Annotated in this window: 14 protein-coding genes; 7 read left to right on the top strand and 7 right to left on the bottom strand. The window is 72.1% G+C overall.

Annotation, left to right across the window (positions count from 1 at the left end; all coding sequences use genetic code 11):
• The first annotated feature begins 110 nt into the window (after positions 1-110).
• Positions 111-1,328, top strand: coding sequence for a cobalamin-independent methionine synthase II family protein (locus AS850_RS05415; protein WP_119868200.1), 1,218 nt, complete (start codon positions 111-113; stop codon positions 1,326-1,328).
• Positions 1,329-1,346: 18 nt separating this feature from the next.
• On the opposite strand, the gene AS850_RS05410 is transcribed toward AS850_RS05415, so the two are convergent.
• Complete coding sequence (locus AS850_RS05410) at positions 1,347-2,702, bottom strand: PrsW family intramembrane metalloprotease (protein WP_119868199.1); 1,356 nt, start codon at positions 2,700-2,702, stop codon at positions 1,347-1,349.
• A 37-nt stretch (positions 2,703-2,739) separates the two neighbouring features.
• On the opposite strand from AS850_RS05410, the gene AS850_RS05405 reads away from it, so the two are divergent.
• Positions 2,740-3,879 (top strand): YihY/virulence factor BrkB family protein, encoded by a 1,140-nt coding sequence (locus AS850_RS05405; protein ID WP_119868198.1) that lies wholly within the window; start codon positions 2,740-2,742, stop codon positions 3,877-3,879.
• A gap of 45 nt (positions 3,880-3,924) precedes the next feature.
• Here the strand turns inward: AS850_RS05405 and AS850_RS05400 are convergent, their stop codons facing one another.
• Positions 3,925-5,505 carry an aspartate ammonia-lyase gene (locus AS850_RS05400; RefSeq protein WP_257788671.1) on the bottom strand — a complete coding sequence of 527 codons (1,581 nt, stop codon included), beginning with the start codon at positions 5,503-5,505 and terminating at the stop codon, positions 3,925-3,927.
• A gap of 572 nt (positions 5,506-6,077) precedes the next feature.
• Between AS850_RS05400 and AS850_RS05395 the strand changes: the two genes are divergently transcribed.
• Complete coding sequence (locus tag AS850_RS05395; RefSeq protein ID WP_119870143.1) at positions 6,078-6,896, top strand: phospholipase; 819 nt, start codon at positions 6,078-6,080, stop codon at positions 6,894-6,896.
• Between the two features lie 24 nt (positions 6,897-6,920).
• On the opposite strand, the gene AS850_RS05390 is transcribed toward AS850_RS05395, so the two are convergent.
• Positions 6,921-7,835, bottom strand: a complete 915-nt coding sequence (locus tag AS850_RS05390; protein ID WP_119870142.1) for a diacylglycerol kinase family protein — start codon at positions 7,833-7,835, stop codon at positions 6,921-6,923.
• A gap of 119 nt (positions 7,836-7,954) precedes the next feature.
• On the opposite strand from AS850_RS05390, the gene AS850_RS05385 reads away from it, so the two are divergent.
• Complete coding sequence (locus AS850_RS05385) at positions 7,955-8,878, top strand: hypothetical protein (RefSeq protein ID WP_119868197.1); 924 nt, start codon at positions 7,955-7,957, stop codon at positions 8,876-8,878.
• A gap of 60 nt (positions 8,879-8,938) precedes the next feature.
• Here the strand turns inward: AS850_RS05385 and AS850_RS05380 are convergent, their stop codons facing one another.
• From AS850_RS05380 to AS850_RS05370, 3 genes are all read right to left on the bottom strand, one after another.
• Positions 8,939-9,157, bottom strand: a complete 219-nt coding sequence (locus tag AS850_RS05380; protein ID WP_119868196.1) for a hypothetical protein — start codon at positions 9,155-9,157, stop codon at positions 8,939-8,941.
• Positions 9,154-10,416, bottom strand: coding sequence for an inorganic phosphate transporter (locus AS850_RS05375; RefSeq protein WP_119868195.1), 1,263 nt, complete (start codon positions 10,414-10,416; stop codon positions 9,154-9,156). The genes AS850_RS05380 and AS850_RS05375 overlap by 4 nt, the downstream gene beginning before the upstream one ends.
• Positions 10,417-10,481: 65 nt before the next feature.
• Entirely contained in the window at positions 10,482-12,005 is a 1,524-nt protein-coding gene (locus AS850_RS05370) for a carboxylesterase/lipase family protein (RefSeq protein WP_119868194.1), read from the bottom strand.
• Between the two features lie 116 nt (positions 12,006-12,121).
• Here AS850_RS05370 and AS850_RS05365 point away from each other — a divergent pair, with 116 nt between their 5' ends.
• From AS850_RS05365 to AS850_RS05355, 3 genes are all read left to right on the top strand, one after another.
• Positions 12,122-13,918 carry a cation:proton antiporter gene (locus AS850_RS05365; protein ID WP_119868193.1) on the top strand — a complete coding sequence of 599 codons (1,797 nt, stop codon included), beginning with the start codon at positions 12,122-12,124 and terminating at the stop codon, positions 13,916-13,918.
• Positions 13,919-13,985: 67 nt separating this feature from the next.
• Positions 13,986-15,227 (top strand): ABC transporter permease, encoded by a 1,242-nt coding sequence (locus AS850_RS05360; RefSeq protein ID WP_119868192.1) that lies wholly within the window; start codon positions 13,986-13,988, stop codon positions 15,225-15,227.
• Between the two features lie 12 nt (positions 15,228-15,239).
• On the top strand, positions 15,240-15,491 hold the full coding sequence (locus AS850_RS05355; RefSeq protein WP_119868191.1) for a hypothetical protein: 252 nt from the start codon (positions 15,240-15,242) through the stop codon (positions 15,489-15,491).
• A 40-nt stretch (positions 15,492-15,531) separates the two neighbouring features.
• Here AS850_RS05355 and AS850_RS05350 read toward each other — a convergent pair whose 3' ends face one another.
• Positions 15,532-15,825 carry a hypothetical protein gene (locus AS850_RS05350; RefSeq protein ID WP_119868190.1) on the bottom strand — a complete coding sequence of 98 codons (294 nt, stop codon included), beginning with the start codon at positions 15,823-15,825 and terminating at the stop codon, positions 15,532-15,534.
• Positions 15,826-15,841 lie beyond the last annotated feature (16 nt).

The following is a 15,841-nucleotide window of genomic DNA, read 5'->3' as shown; positions in this document are numbered from 1 at the left end:
GCAGCGCATCACGCGAGGCCTCGCGCTCCCCTCGGGAGCACGCCTGCGATTCCCCACGCAATCCGTGCCGGAGTCGCCCCCGGGCGCCCGGCGAGACCCGGAAGAGGCTCATGTCCCCCCGAATCGACACCTCACACGCCGGCAGCCTGCCGCGCACCCCCGAGCTCATCGCCGCCAACGAGGCCCGCGCGTTCGCCGAGGACGGCTTCACGCTCGAGCGCACCCCCGAGTTCTCGGCGCTCGAGGAGCGCGCCGTGACCGAACTCGTCGAGCGTCAGAAGAGCGTCGGCATCACGATCCCCGGCGACGGCGAGTTCGGCAAGGCGATGTCGTCGTCCCTCGACTACGGCGCCTGGTGGACCTACTCCTTCCAGCGCACGGGCGGCCTGTCGATGACCGACTACAACCCGATCCTCGCCGAGCCCGTCCGCTCGTCGCCCGGCGACGTCAGGCTCACCTCGTTCGCCGACCGCCGCGACTGGACCATCTTCCGCGACGCCTACCAGGACCCGACCTCCGGCATCGCCCTCGGCAAGAACGCGACCGGCTTCCCGGCCGCCACCGGGCCGATCTCCTACACCGGGCAGGATGCGGTGCGCGCCGACACACGGAACCTCCGCCGCGCCCTCGACGCGGCCGGCCTCGAGACCGGCTTCATCACCGCCCTCTCCCCCGGATCGGCCAGCCGGATCGGCAACGACCACTACGCGACCGAGGAGGAGTTCGTCTGGGCCTGGGCCGACGTCCTCCGCGAGGAGTACCTGGCGATCATCGAGGCCGGGCTGATCCTGCAGATCGACGACCCCTCGATCGCCGAGAACTGGGACCAGATCAACCCCGCTCCGAGCGTCGCCGACTACCAGGCGTTCACGCGCATCCGGGTCGAGGCCCTCAACCACGCGCTCCGCGGACTCCCCCGGGAGCAGATCCGCTTCCACCTCTGCTGGGGCTCCTGGCACGGACCGCACACGACGGACATCGAGCTCAAGGACATCGTCGACCTCATGCTCGAGATCGACGCCGGCTCCTACTCGTTCGAGGCCGCCAACGCCCGTCACGAGCACGAGTGGCGCGTCTGGGAGGACGTGAAGCTCCCCGAGGGCAAGAAGATCGTCCCGGGCGTCGTCGGCCACGCCACGAACGTCGTCGAGCACCCGGAACTCGTCGCCGAGCGGATCGAGCGTTTCGCCTCGGTCGTCGGGGCCGAGAACGTCGTCGCCTCGACCGACTGCGGCCTCGGCGGACGCATCCACCCGCAGATCGCATGGGCGAAGCTCGAATCCCTCGCCGCGGGCGCCGAGATCGCCTCCTCCCGGCTCTTCCGCTAGGAGCCGTCCCGGCGTCCTCTACCGCTCGCGGGTGCGGGCGTCGGGGTCCGGCCAGGTGGGAGCGCCCGAGGCGTCGTAGCTGCCGGGCGCCCCGCCGACGCCGTGCGCGTTCCGCCCGGTGGGCGGCGCCCACGACTGCCGGGGCGCCGGGTACGCAGGAGCCGCGGGGCCGGGCACCGCGAACCGGGGCTGGCGGAGCGCCGCCCGGCCGGCCGCCACGGAGACGAGCAGCTCGGACTCGTCGCGCTGCGCGGCCTCCCGCGCGGCGAGGGAGTGCCTCGTCGAGACGATCTTCTGCCGGGCGGACGCGAGCCGGGTCGCGTCGGAGATGAACCCCCGCATCACCCGCCCGAGCCCATGGTGCCGGGCCCAGCTGAGGGCGCGTCGGCGCGCCGAGCCGGACGAGAGCATGGCCACCTCGGCCTGGTCGAACCACCCCACGCTCGCGTATTCCGCGAGCCTGACCCGGGTGACCTTCCGCTCCAGGTGGCGGAGGACGAACACCAGCACGACGCAGGCCAGGAAGATCGGCACCTGCACGGCGAGGTAGTAGAGGAAGAAGCGGTCCCCGACGACGACCAGCGCGCCGTTCCACAGGGCGTGGAGGAGCACGGCCGGGACGAGCCCGACGAAGAAGTAGCCGATCGCACCGCGAGGGCCCGTCCGGCGGGCGGCGAGGCCGAGCGCGAAGCCGGTGCACGACGTGTAGATGATGTGCCCGAACGGGGCCATGAGGGCCCGGACCATGAAGACGCCCGCCACGCTGTCGCCGCCGTTCGCCTGCTCGATGACCTGCACCGAGAAGTACTGGACGTTCTCGACGAACGCGAAGCCCGCGGCGATCGTGGCCGCGTAGACGATGCCGTCGACGGGTCCGTCGAAGTGACGACGGAAGATCCAGAGGACGAGCAGGACGCCGAAGCCCTTCGCCCCCTCCTCGACGAGGGGCGCCTGGACGACCGCCCCGAGGACGTCGCTCGCGTCGGACCGCCCCGATCCGAGGGCGCTGCGGATGGCCTGGGCCGCGAAGTCGAAGATCAGCGCGGCGCCGATCGACACGGCGGCGCCCCAGAAGAAGGCGAAGACGAGGGCGATGCGCGGCTCCGGCTCCCAGCGGTCGACGAGCCAGACGCCGAAGAGCACGATCGTCAGCGGGACGACGGCCAGCAGGATGCCCACCACCAGCGCCTGAGGGGGCAGGGCGAACAGGAAGTACACCACGACCGCCGCGGCGAAGCACGCGATCACGACGAAGCCGACGGCGACCGCCGCGAAGCTGGCGACGGGCGAGCGTGCCGGCAGCGGTGGGGCGCCCGGGTAGAAGACCGGCGCCGCGCTCTCCGGTGGCGCGTCGCGCCTCTCGCCCCACGTCATTGCTCGACCCTACCCGGCGCGCGGGTACTCTGAGCGGATGAAGACCCTCGCCCGCCCGTTCGTCTGGGCGTGGCGGACCTTCCTCGTGGTCGGGGCGGCCGACCCCGTCCCGTGGCGCTACGCGCTGCGCCGGACCTACCACGGCTTCCTCCGCCACCGGATCGTCGACGCCTCCGCGTCATTGTCGTTCTTCTCGACGCTCGCGCTCTTCCCGGGGGCCCTCAGCATCGTCTCCGCCGTGGCGCTCAACCGCGACGACGGCGAGGCCGTCTCCGACATCCTCGACGTCGCCCGGATCGCGATCGGCCAGCAGGCCGCCGATGCGCTGCAGTCGCCGCTGGAGTCGATGCTGAGTCTGACCGGGCCCGGCGTGAGCCTCGGGGTCGGCCTCGTCCTGACGCTGTGGACGCTCTCCGCCTACGCGACGGCTTTCGGCCGCGCGATGAACACGATCTACGGCGTCGAGGAGGGACGGATCTTCATCCACTTCCGCGCCCAGATGGCACTGCTGTCGCTCGTGCTGATGCTGTCGTTCGGGGTGATGGCGGTCATCCTGCTGATCACCCCGTCGATCGCGCAGGCGATCGGCGACCAGTTCCGGTTCGGGCAGGTGTTCGTCCTGCTGTGGAACACGCTGAAGTGGCCGGTCCTCGTCGGACTCGTGGTGCTCGTCGTGGGGCTCCTCTACTACTTCACGCCCAACATCAAGCACCCCCAGGTGCGCTGGGTGTCGTACGGGGCGCTCCTCGCGATGGGCGGCTGGGCCCTGGCGACGCTCGGCTTCGCCCTCTACGTGATCACGTTCTCGAACTACGACCGGGTCTACGGCTACCTCGGCGGGGCCGTCGTGCTCCTGGTCTACTCGTACATCTCGAACCTGGTGCTCGTCGTGGGCGGCGAGCTCGACTCGCAGATCATCCGCGTCCGCTACCTGCAGTCGGGCGTCGAGGCCGAAGGGCTCATCCCGCTCCCCCTCCGCTACCACCGGCGGAACCTCGCCCTGGCACGGCACCAGTCGCTCGACCTCGTCGACGGGCGCACCATCCGGCTCAAGGCGGTCCGCCTCTACGGTCAGCCGGAGCTGGACGAGCACGGCGAGCCGGTCATCCGGCCCCGGTTCCAGACGATGTCGGGGCGCCCGAACCCGTCGTTCGAGCCCGACCCATCGGGCGAGTAGCCGGACGAGCGGGGCCCTGACGCGAGGTCGGCGCCGGCTCGGAGGTCAGCCCGCGGTCTCGTCGGTGTGCTTGGTGTCGAGGCTCGCCAGGTGCGCCGAGATCTGCTCGGCGGTGATCACCGGGATCGAGGACGTGATCGCCTCCAGCCCGGAGAGGCGGGCCGGGGACAGCACCTTCTCGACCTTCTCGGGCGACATCAGGCCCGCTGCGACGACGAGCGAGGCGATGGGCGTGTTCGTCGCGAGCGCCGTGTGCGCGATGGATGCCGCCGCGGCGTAGCCGATGTAGGGCGTGAGGGCCGTGACCACCCCGATGTTCGTCTCGACCTGCTGCGCGAGGCGGGCGGTGTTCGCCTGGATCCCGTCGATGCAGTTGACGCGGAGGGTCTCGCAGGCGTGGGTCAGCCACTGCAGGCTCTGCAGGACGGAGTGCGCGATCACGGGCTCGAAGGCGTTCAGCTGGAGCTGACCGGCCTCGGCCGCCATCGTGACCGTGACGTCGGCTCCGGCGATCGCGAAGGCGACCTGGTTGACGACCTCGGGGATCACCGGGTTGACCTTGCCCGGCATGATGGACGACCCCGCCTGGCGCGGCGGCAGGGTGATCTCGCCGAAACCGGCCTGCGGGCCCGACGAGAGCAGCCGCAGGTCGTTGCAGATCTTGGAGAGCTTGATGGCGCTGCGCTTGAGGGCGCCGGAGACGGTCATGTAGACGCCGGCGTCGCTCGTCGCCTCGATGAGGTCGGGCGCGGTCACCATCTCGATGCCGGTCAGGTCGCTCAGGTGGTGCCGCACCGCCTCGGCGTAGCTGGGGTCGGCGGTGATGCCCGTGCCGATGGCGGTCGCACCGAGGTTGATCTCGGCGAGGAGCGGAAGGGTGTCGCGGAGTCGCTGCTGGTCCTCGCCGAGCGTGTGGGCGAAGCCGGTGAACTCCTGACCCAGCGTCATCGGGACGGCGTCCTGCAGCTGCGTGCGGCCGACCTTGAGCACGTCGCGGAACTCGTGCCCCTTCGCGGCGAGCGCGTCGGCGAGGCGGCCGAGCTCGTCGACGAGCGTGCCGAGCGTGAACGACATCGCCAGCTTGATCGCGGTCGGGTAGACGTCGTTGGTCGACTGCGATCGGTTGACGTCGTCGATGGGGTGGAGGTACTCGTACTGGCCGCGCGCGTGGCCGAGGATCTCGAGGGCGCGGTTGGCGATCACCTCGTTACCGTTCATGTTGGTGCTCGTGCCGGCGCCGCCCTGCATCACGCCGACGCGGAACTCCTCGTGGAGGGCCCCGGCGCGGATCTCCTCGCAGGCCTGCTCGATGGCACGCGCCTTGGCGGGGTCCAGGACGCCGATCTCGACGTTCGCCCGGGCCGCGGCCTGCTTGACCACGGCGAGCGCCTCGACGAGGTCGGGGTAGACGGAGATGGGGCGGTTCGCGATCGGGAAGTTCTCGAGGGCTCGCAGCGTGTGGATGCCCCAGTAGGCCTCCGCGGGGACGTCCAGCGAGCCGAGCGAATCGGTCTCGCGCCTCGTCTCGGGTGCCCCTTCGCGTGGCTCCTGCCCGGCCGTCGGCCGCCCCGTGGGTACCGCCTCGCGCTCCGTCGTGATCCGGCCTCTGGCCTGCTCGTCGCCCACGCGTGCCTCCTCGCTCTCGTGTCCTCCGAGCCTAGCGAACCGCCTCCGAGCGCAGGATGCCCGGGGCCCGGTCGGCCGGACGACGCTGCGATTCGTGGCGCGCCGCCACCTCGCCGCAGCGGAAATCGCCGCCCGGCGACACGAACCTGCGGGCCCCCGACGCCGCCCCCTGCGCTGTAGTCGAGGTGGGCACCGGGCGCCCGTGAACAGATGATTCTGCCAGGACTCTCGACGGCCCTGTCCAGAAAATGCCTGCATACTCGCCACTTCGCCTCCGCGCGGCCCCCGGGTCCGGAGTGCGGACGAGGCGACGATCGCCTCATCGAACAGCCACCGAGCCCCCATCCGCCCGAGGTCTGCCGCGCCGAACCCCCTCGGTGCGCGCCCCGGCAGGGCCGTGCGCCACCGCCCCCGGGGCGTCGCGCGTCGGCTCGACGTCGCCCTGCCTTCGTCGAGATGGGTCCGCGTCGGTCGACCCCTTGGACAGAATGCGCCCCTTCGCTCCCCGCTCCCGTGCCGACGGATCCACCTCCCCGGACCCCGTCGCCTCCACCCCGGCCACGCGTCACGAGGTGACCGCCTCGAGGCGTCGCGCCCGCCGCGGCCGCGTGATCATCGCCTCCTGCGCCGCCTCCCTCGCCGTCGTCGCCGGGACCGGTTTCGCCGCGTACTCCGCCACCTCCGGCTCCCCGTTCGGAGCCGCCCCGGCGCCCGCCACGACGGTCACCCCGAGCACCGACGGCCGGCTCTCGGTGCACGCGGGCTCCGCCGTCACGAAGGCGACGGCGAACACGGAGGCCGAGATGGCGATCGCCAGCGCCACGCAGGTGGCCAGGGAGGCCCGCGGCAAGGTCGACACGAAGCAGCTGACGACGTCTCTCGCCTCGCTGTCGGACTACCGGTCGCTCGCTCCGGACACCGTCCTGGCCCGCGTCGCCACGACGAAGGACGTCGCCGAGAAGGTCGACGCGCAGACCACCGTCGCCGAGCAGCGGATCGCCCGGGAGAAGGCGACGGCCGCCAAGAACGCCGCCGCCGCGGAGGCCGCCCGGGTCGCCGCCGAGAAACAGGCTCAGGCCAACACACCCGCCGGAGCCAAGGCCACCGCCCAGGCGCTGATGGCGAGCCAGTACGGCTGGGGCTCCGACCAGTTCTCCTGCCTGTCCTCCCTGTGGACCAAGGAGTCCGGCTGGAGCTACACGGCGTACAACGCGAACGGCGGCGCCACGGGGATCCCGCAGGCCCTCCCCGGCAGCAAGATGGCGTCGGTCGCCTCCGACTGGCAGACCAACGCGACGACCCAGGTGATCTGGGGGCTCCGCTACATCCAGGGCTCCTACGGCACCCCCTGCTCGGCCTGGGCCCACTCGCAGGCCAACAACTGGTACTGAGTCGCGAGGGCGGACGCGCCCGCCTCAGCTCCGCGTGAGCACGGCCAACGCCTCGGGAACGACCTCCACCTCGACGGGGAGCGACCCGAGGCGTTCGCCGTCCCCGAAGGCCACCACACCCGCGGCCTCGATGCGGACCCGCCGAGCACGATGCACGGTGACCCGCGGGTCGCCGAGGTGGCGGCCCTTCGACACGCTCGGGAAGAGCCGGAGGAACCCGATCCGGGAGAGCCTCTCGACCACGAGCACATCGAGGAGGCCGTCGTCGACGACGGCGTCGGGGGCGAGCGCGATCCCGCCGCCGACCGTGCGCGCGTTCGCGGCGGTGACGAGGGTGCCCGCGACGACGCGGGAGACGCCGTCCAGGTCGAGGACGTAGTCGACCTGACGGAGCCGCAGCAGCTCGATCGCGAGAGCCAGGTCGTAGCGGGCACGGCCCTTCGGCCAGCGGAGGCGATTCGCGCGCTCGTTGACGAACGCGTCGAAGCCGGCCGAGACGGATCCGGCGACCCAGGTCGAGCGCCCCGACGCCTCCGTCACGCGGATCGCGTCGACCACCCGCGGCGCGCTCTCCAGCGCGCGGACCAGGAGCCGCGTCGCGGCGCGCGGGTCGTCGTGCGGGATGCCCAGGGCGCGCGCCATGTCGTTGCCCGTGCCGGAGGGCACGATGCCGAGCGGGATCCCCGTGGTCGCCACGAGCGCCGCGCCGAGACCGACCATGCCGTCGCCGCCGACGACGACCAGGGCGTCCGGTCGGTCGGCGAGGGCGTCGCGCGCGGCTTCGACCAGGGCCTCCTGCGAGTCGCGCACCAGCGCCGTCACCCGGTGTCCCACGTCCGTCAGCGCGGCCACGACCGTCGGGCCCACCGGCTTCCCGCGGCCGAAGGAGGCGGACGGGTTGATCGCCACCACGATCGTCTGCGGCTTCGTCGTCGTCATGTCGTCGATCATGCCGTGCGGTGCGGCCGGGTGCCCGGAGCGGAGCGTCCGCGCGTCGGCGGGGCGCGGGCTACGCTCGGCCCGAGGGCCTCCGCGCGTCGGCCCCGGACGGAGGAGCCGTGGACACCGGGCCGCTCCAGCGCGCCGAGACCGACGCCGATTTCCGCGCCCGCCTCGACCGGGCCTTCCGCGGGCAGGGCGGCGAGGGCGACGTCGTCGAGGAGCTGCGCCGTCGTGAGCGACCGGCCGCCGCGGCTCCTGCGGGCCCACCGGATGCTCGCGACCGGGAGCGCGCCCTCGTCGAGGCGGCCTTCGGTCCCGCCGCGAGCGGGGACTCCGCCCGGAGAGCGGCCGCGGAGCTCCAGGCGGTGCGGGCCGCGCGGCTCCGGCAGGAACGGGCTCTCGACGCGGCGATCGCTGAGACCTCCCTCTCCGTCGAGCCTGCGGAGGCGACCCCTGCGACCGACGAGAGCTCCTTCGAGGCCGCTGCGGGGCGCCGGTCCGGTGACCCCCGACCCGGTCGCGCGCTCCGGGCAGCGGCCCTCGTGGCCGCCGTCGCCCTCGGCGTGGGGATCGGAGCCGTCGTCTTCGCCCCGTCCCAGCGGGTCGAGACGTCTCCCGGCAGCGCGACGCCGACCGTGACCTCGGCGTCCGGGGACGGCTCGGGCGGGGGCGACCGCTTCACGAAGGACGGCGCCTCCCCCGGCGTCGACGTCGAGGCGGCGCTCGCGCGCGTCCAGGTCCCGCCGGATGCCCTGCCGGACGCCCTCGCCGAGCAGCTCGCTCCCCCGACCAGCCGCCTCCTCTTCGACGAGGCCCCCTCGGACGCCGCCGGGACGCCCCGCTGGCGGATCTGGGTCGGGCAGGGGCAGAACGACCAGCAGCTCTGCCTGCTCGCGACGCGCGACGCCCGGGCGTTCAGCCGCTCCTGCGCTCCACGCGCCGTCGTCCTGGCGGACCGCCTCTACCTCTCGGAGCACTCCACCACCGAGACGCTCTTCGCCCTGCTCGACGGCGGCGCGCTCCGCGTCAGCATCAGCTGACTCTCGCGAGCACCGTGCCCGGCCCGCTGGCGGCGCACGGCGGCGTCGGCCCCGGTGGGATCAGCCCGCGTGGAAGGCGGGGACGATGAGGTAGATGCCGAAGAGCACACCCAGCGCGCAGACGGCGAAGCAGGCGTAGGCGGCGACACGGGCCGCGGCCGCGCTCGACCCCTCGACGGCGAGGAGCCGCAGCCCCGCGGCGAAGAGGCTCACGAGGGCCCCGGCCGCGACCAGCGAGACCACGGCCACCACGACGAAGGCACCCCAGTCGATCGTCATCGGATCTCCTCCCGCACGGCGGGCTGATCGCCGTAGTCGCGGAGCGGCGACTCGTCGCTCATCCGCCGTCGGGCGGCGAGCATCTCGTCGCTTCGCTTCTTGGCGAGCGCGCGGCGCTCCTTGCGGGTCAGGACCGAGTTCATCGCGACGTCGACCTCCAGGGCGTTGGACTGCTCGTGCGGCTTGAGGCGCGAACGCACGAAGATGGCGACGATCACGCCGGCACCGAGGACCGCGTCGGCGAGGAGACCGAAGGTGCCGAGGCGCGCGATCAGTTCGCAGAGCGCCCCGACCGCACCGGCGGCGGGCAGGGTGATGAACCAGGCGACGACGATCTTGCCGGCCGTCCCCCACTGGATGGTGGATCCGCGGCGCCCGAGACCGGCGCCGATGATCGACCCCGACGACACCTGCGTCGTCGACAGCGCGAAGCCGAGGTGGCTGGAGGCCAGGACGGTCGACGCCGTGGACGCCTCCGCGGCGAAGCCCTGCGTCGCCTTGATGTCGGTGAGGCCGCCGCCCATCGTCTGGATGATGCGCCAGCCGCCGGTGTAGGTGCCCAGGGCGATCGCGAGCGCGCAGACGACGATCACCCAGAGCGGCGGGGAGGCGCCGGCCCCGAGGAACCCGCCGGCGATCAGCGCCAGCGTGATGACGCCCATGGTCTTCTGCGCGTCGTTCGTGCCGTGCGCGAGGGCCACGAGCGACGAGGTGAACACCTGTCCGACGCGGAAGCCGCCCCGGTGGTTCTTCCCCTCGGGTCGACGGGTGATCCGGTAGGCCAGGCGGGTCGCCGTGAAGGCGACGAGGCCGGCGACGAGCGGGGCGAGGAACGCCGGGAGCACGACCTTCGACAGCACGACGCCGAAGTCGACCGAGCCGGTGCCGGCCCCGACGAGCGCGGCGCCGATGAGGCCGCCGAACAGCGCGTGCGACGACGACGAGGGGAGGCCGCGGAGCCAGGTGATCATGTTCCAGATCACGGCGCCGACGAGGCCGGCGAAGATCATCGTCGGGGTGATCTCGACGCCGCCGGGGCCCTCGCGGATGATCCCGCCGGAGATGGTCTTGGCGACCTCCGTCGACAAGAACGCGCCGACGAGGTTGAGCAGCGCCGCCATGGTGACCGCGACCCGGGGCTTCATCGCCCCCGTCGCGATCGGCGTCGCCATCGCGTTCGCGGTGTCGTGAAAGCCGTTCGTGAAGTCGAAGAAGACGGCCAGCAGGATGACCAGGACGACGATGAGCGTGAGATCCACCGGTCGCACTCTTCCAGGCCCGGGGCCCGGGGTCAACTCCGAGGAGCGCGACCTCCGCCTGGCGATCAGAGGTGCGGCACGAAGTCCTGCCAGACACGGCGCCGCTCGCCCCGGGGGTCGAACTCGACGCGGTCGACCTGGTCGATGATCAGCGTGCGCCGGCGGAACGGGTCGTAGGACGGCCAGTCGCGGATGTCGCCCGTCGTGACGAACTCGAGCCAGCGGCCGCGCATCCTGCGGGCCGTCCGGAGGAACGCGCGACGGCCGCCGAGGAGGCTCATGGCGACGCCGAACGCCGAGTCCATCCGGTCGAAGAGCGCCCAGAGGTCGAGACCGTGGAAGGCGTCGACCCCGGCGACCCGCAGGATGCGCGGGGCGACGTCGAACCGGTAGAAGAAGACCTTCTGGAACCGCGCGTGCCGCTCCGCGACCTTGATCGACGGGAACCAGAACGAGAAGTCGCCGCCGAAGTCGAGCGCGGGACGCCGCGCGGGGAGCCCCGGATACTGCGCCTTGATGGCCTTCCGGGCCTTCTTCTTCGTGTTCGCGAAGATGGCGCGGATGCGCAGGGGCGTCGTCGCCAGGATGTCGCGGCGGCCCGTGAACACGCTGCCCTCCCGGTCGTTCGTGCCGATGACGAGCGGGACGGGGTGCGCGCGGCCGGCCTTGAAGGCGTCGAGGGGGCGTTCCGGGAGGACGTCGCCGTCGATCACGGGCGAGAGGAAGATCGACCCCGGCTGCTCGTCCGGGGTCCGGAGGAAGAGCCTCGCCGTCGCCTTGACGATCGCGCTCGTCGGCGCCTGCCGGAGGAGCGCGGCCGCCCCGTCGACCGAGGTCGAGTCGAGGTCGGAGTCGCGGACGACGTGGCTCAGGGTCTCCAGGAACTCCTCCGCCCAGCGGCGCGTGACGTCGGGCGGGTAGATGGCGTTCGCGGGCGACGACTGCGCGATGGCACCCGCGAAGAGCCCGCGCGCGCTCGGGACCGTCATCAGCGTGGTGACGGCGTTCGCCCCGGAGCTCTCGCCGCAGATCGTGACGCGGGCCGGGTCGCCGCCGAACGCCGCGACGTTGTCACGGACCCATTCGAGCGCCGCGACCTGGTCGCGCAGCCCGAGGTTGGAGTCGAGCGGCGCCTCCTCGGTCGACCAGGAGCTGAAGTCGACGTAGCCGAGACCGCCCAGCCGGTAGTTGAAGCTCACGTAGACGATGCCGCCCTCCCGGACGAGGGACTCCCCCTGCCGCGGGAACTCCCGCGACGACCCCACCGCGTAGGCGCCGCCGTGGATGAACACCATCACCGGGAGCGCGTCGCCCGCACGCGACCCGGCGGGGGCGATGACGTTGACCGAGAGGCAGTCCTCGCTCTGCGGCGTCGTGGCGTCGATGCCGACGAACTGGCTTCGATCCTGCGGTGCCGCCGGCCCGAAGTGGCGCGCGTTCCGCACCCCCCGCCACGGTGAGGCGGGCCTCGGGGCCCGGAACCGCAGCTCCCCCGTCGGCGGCTCGGCGTAGGGGATGCCGCGCCAGGCGAGGACGCCCCGCTCCTCGACTCCGCGGACCTCGCCGCCGGTGGTCGTCCTGGTGATCACCCCTCGATGCTACGAGGCGCGGAGCCCCGGATCCGCCGGGCAGGCTGGGCGGCACCTGGCAAGATGGAGGTCCGCGCATCCTGTGCGCGAAGCCGCCCCCGACAGACGGATCCGCCATGGAACTCCTCGAAATCCTCCTGATCCTCGCGGGCTCCCTCGCCGTCACGGCGTTCGCCCGCTGGCGCGGCCTGCCCGCACCGCTCCTCGTCGTCGCCGTGGCGCTCCTCGTGTCGTTCATCCCCGGCATCCCCGACATCAAGATCGACTCCGAGGTGATCCTGACGGTCATCCTCCCGCCGCTGCTCTACTCGGCCTCGCTCGACGTGTCCTTCCAGAACTTCCGGCAGTCGCTCGTGCAGATCCGGCGCCTCGGGATCGGGCTGGTCATCGTCACGGCGCTCGTCGCCGGCTTCTTCGCCTACATGCTGATCCCCGACATGACGCTCCCCGCGGCCTTCCTGATCGGCGCCGTCGTGGCTCCCCCGGACGCCGTGTCGGCGGCCGCCATCGGGCGGAAGCTCGGGCTGCCCCGCAAGGTGATGACGGTGATCTCCGGCGAGAGCCTCATCAACGACGCCGCCTCGCTCACCCTCGTCAAGGTCTTCCTGGCGATCGTCGGGGGCGCGGCCCTGACGGTCTGGGACGACCTCGGCATCTTCGGCCTCGCGATCGGCGTCGGCGTGGCGGTCGGCCTCGTCCTCGGCATGCTGGCGCACTCCCTCCGGATGCGCGTCGGCGACCCCGTCGTCGAGATCGTGATCGGGCTCCTGCTGCCCTTCCTGGCCTACATCGTGGCGGAGCAGCTCCAGGGCTCCGGCGTGCTCGCCGTCGTCGCGGCCGGCCTCTACGTCGGATTCAACTCGCCGAAGTCCGGCTACGCCTCGCGCCTGCAGGAGCGGCCGCTCTGGTCGGCCATGGACATCACGCTCGAGGGCTTCGTCTTCGCCCTCATCGGCCTCCAGCTGAAGACCGTCGTCCTCGACGTCGCCGCCTCCAGCCGGGGGCTCGGACAGAGCGTCGGCGTCGCCTTCATCGTGCTCGGGGTGGTGATCCTGACGAGACCGGTGTTCCTCTTCGTGACGTACTACTGGTCGCGCCTCGTCCGGAGGCTCGTCTACTCCCGGTTCCGGCGCTACCGGAAGGCCCGGGTCGCCCGGATGGTCTGGGGCCGGGCCGACCCCAAGCTGAGCTGGCAGCAGCTCGTCGTGATCTCGTGGACCGGGATGCGCGGCGTGGTGACCCTCGCCGCCGCGGTCTCGATCCCGCTCGTGACGACGTCCGGCGTCGAGGTGCCCGCGCGCGACACGATGTTCCTCATCGCGTTCGTGGTGACGGTCGGCACGCTGCTCCTGCAGGGCCTGACCCTCCCCTCCGTCATCCGGTGGCTCGGCGTGCAGGACCTCGGGCAGGCGGAGCGGGACGTCCAGTCGGAGCTGCGGCTCGTCTCGAACAGCACCGACGAGGCGATCGAGTACCTCGACACGAGACGCGACGACTGGTCGCGCGAGTGGGGCCGGGAGCCCGTCGAGCGCGGCATCACCATCCTCAAGGAACGGCTCCGACGGCAGGACGAAGCGTTCCGCCAGGGCCTCCGCGAGGACGCCGACGATCGGGAGGGGCAGGCCGAGGACCTCGATCCCGCGCCCTTCGAACGGGGGTCCGAGATGCGCACGACGCCGCAGCTCGCCGTTCCCGACATCACCCCCGATCCGACGCTCGTGCGCGCCGGGCGCAACAACGTCCGCGCGCTGGCCAGCATCCGGCGCGAGCTCCTGCAGAAGCGCCGCGAGCTCGTCCTCCGCGAGCGCGACGCGGGGAACCTCGACGAAGAGGTCATGCGGCGCGTGCTGCTCGGCCTCGACGCGGAGGAGCTCGCCATGGACACCTCGGCGGTCTCGCGCACCCGGTCGTGACGGCGCGAGCGCGGCGGGCCGGGGCGTCGTGCGGAACGTAGTCTGGGGAGGACGAGAAAGGCCCGCCGTGACCCACACTTCCACGCAGAGGACACCCTCGGCGTTCCGCACCTGGTACGCCTCGCTGCACCCCTCCCTCCAGTTGATCGGCCTTCAGCTCTGGCTGCCGCTGTTCTTCATCGTCATGTTCTGCCTCTGCTATGTGGCCGCGTTCCACGCGCCGCACCCGCACGAGGTGCCCGTCGCCGTCGTGGGCGTCCCGACCTCCGTGCAGGATGCCCTCACCCGAGCGCTCCCGGGCGTCATCGACCCGCAGACCTACTCGTCGCTCCAGAGCGCCAAGGAGGCGGTGCTGCACGGCCGCGTCGCCGTCGCCTACGACGGCACCTCGAACTCGATCTTCACCGCCGCCGCGCACCAGTACCAGGTGGCGGCGCTCATCCCCGCGATGATGACACCCGTCCTCGCTGCCGCCGGCATCACCGCGACGGTCACCGACCTGGCCCCGCTCCCCGCGTGGGACGAGTACGGCACGGTCTCCCTCTACCTGATGCTCTCGTGGTGCATCGGCGGCTACATGGTCGCGATGTTCATCGGGCTGATGGGCGCACCGCTCCGGCACCGCACGCGCGTGCTCGTCATCCTGGGCGGCGGGGTCATCATCTCGGGGATCACGAATTTCCTGGCCGGGCCCGTGATCGGGGCCGTCCACGGCCACTTCGGAATGCTCTTCCTCATCGGCTGGGGCTGGATCGTCGCCATCGGCCTGGCGGTCAACGGCTTCAGCTACTTCGCCGGGCGCTTCATCGCCCTCCCGGCGATGGTGGTGTTCATCTTCCTGTCGATGCCGTCCTCGGGCGCCGCCTACCCCGCGTGGTTCATGGCGCAGCCGTTCGCGTGGCTCAACAACGTCGTGGTCGGGTCGGGCATCACCGAGATGCTCAAGCGCGAGCTCTACGGCGTCGGGCCGGGCTTCGGGCGCGGCCTCACCATGATGATCAGCTACGCCACGGCCGGCGTCGTCCTGATGCTCACGGGCAAGCGGCTCTGGGAGCGTCGGCGGATCCGCGCCATCGTCACCGGCCGCACGACCATGTTCCAGGACGCCCAGGCGGCCAACCGCGACTTCCTCATCCGGGAGCGCGACGACGTCCTCGCCCGCCACGGCCTCTCGACGACCGACACGGGCACGATCCACACGATCCCGGAGGAGGATCGCGACGACTTCGCCGACTACGTCGACACCGAGACGACCGACATGTTCCTCGGGCCGCAGGGCGGCCTGGAGCGGGAGTCACGGCCCCGCTAGTATCCTTGCGCCGTGTCCCGATCGTCGTTCCACCGACTCCTGGTGGTCATCGTCGCCCTGTTCCTCGTCGGCGCGCTCACGCTCTACGTGCTCTCCATCGTCCTCGCGCACGAGGGCGGAGACGTGGCGCGGCACTACGACCAGTTCGCGATCTACGCGTTCCTCGGGGCCGTGCTCTTCGGCATCGTCGACTTCTTCGTCCGGCCCGTCGGGCACGCGACGTCGGAGATCACGCGCGACGGCGAGACGCCGCCGCGTCGGTGACCCCTTGGATCAGTGGCCCGGCGCCTGAGCGTCGGGCGCCTCAGCGCCGAGCGCCGACGGGAGCGTTGTCGATGACCGCGTTGGCGTGACGGACCCTCACGGCGACCGCGCGCAGCCCCTGGCGGGCGAACATGCCGAGGACTCCGGCGACACCCAGCCAGAACAGCAGCGTGCCCTCCGAGCCGAGCAGGGCTCCGGCCAGGACGAGCGACCACACGAGCGGCCAGACGAAGGCGGCGACCCAGCCGACCTGGGAACGCGTCGAAGCGTCGCGGTCGGGACGCGGACGGTTGCGTCCTGCGCCGGTCGTGATCCTGCTGTCGAAGACGGTCATGTCGCCCCCCTGCGGT

This window comes from Frondihabitans sp. 762G35, assembly GCF_002074055.1.
Classification (GTDB): Bacteria; Actinomycetota; Actinomycetes; order Actinomycetales; family Microbacteriaceae; genus Frondihabitans.
This window is presented reverse-complemented; position numbering and strand designations above follow the sequence as displayed.

What these genes read in the sequence shown, in the direction of transcription:
- AS850_RS05415 (WP_119868200.1), top strand. Translation starts at nt 111, where the DNA reads ATGTCCCCCCGAATCGACACCTCACACGCCGGCAGCCTGCCGCGCACC.
- AS850_RS05410 (WP_119868199.1), bottom strand. Translation starts at nt 2,702, where the DNA reads ATGACGTGGGGCGAGAGGCGCGACGCGCCACCGGAGAGCGCGGCGCCG.
- AS850_RS05405 (WP_119868198.1), top strand. Translation starts at nt 2,740, where the DNA reads ATGAAGACCCTCGCCCGCCCGTTCGTCTGGGCGTGGCGGACCTTCCTC.
- AS850_RS05390 (WP_119870142.1), bottom strand. Translation starts at nt 7,835, where the DNA reads ATGACGACGACGAAGCCGCAGACGATCGTGGTGGCGATCAACCCGTCC.
- AS850_RS05380 (WP_119868196.1), bottom strand. Translation starts at nt 9,157, where the DNA reads ATGACGATCGACTGGGGTGCCTTCGTCGTGGTGGCCGTGGTCTCGCTG.
- AS850_RS05365 (WP_119868193.1), top strand. Translation starts at nt 12,122, where the DNA reads ATGGAACTCCTCGAAATCCTCCTGATCCTCGCGGGCTCCCTCGCCGTC.
- AS850_RS05350 (WP_119868190.1), bottom strand. Translation starts at nt 15,825, where the DNA reads ATGACCGTCTTCGACAGCAGGATCACGACCGGCGCAGGACGCAACCGT.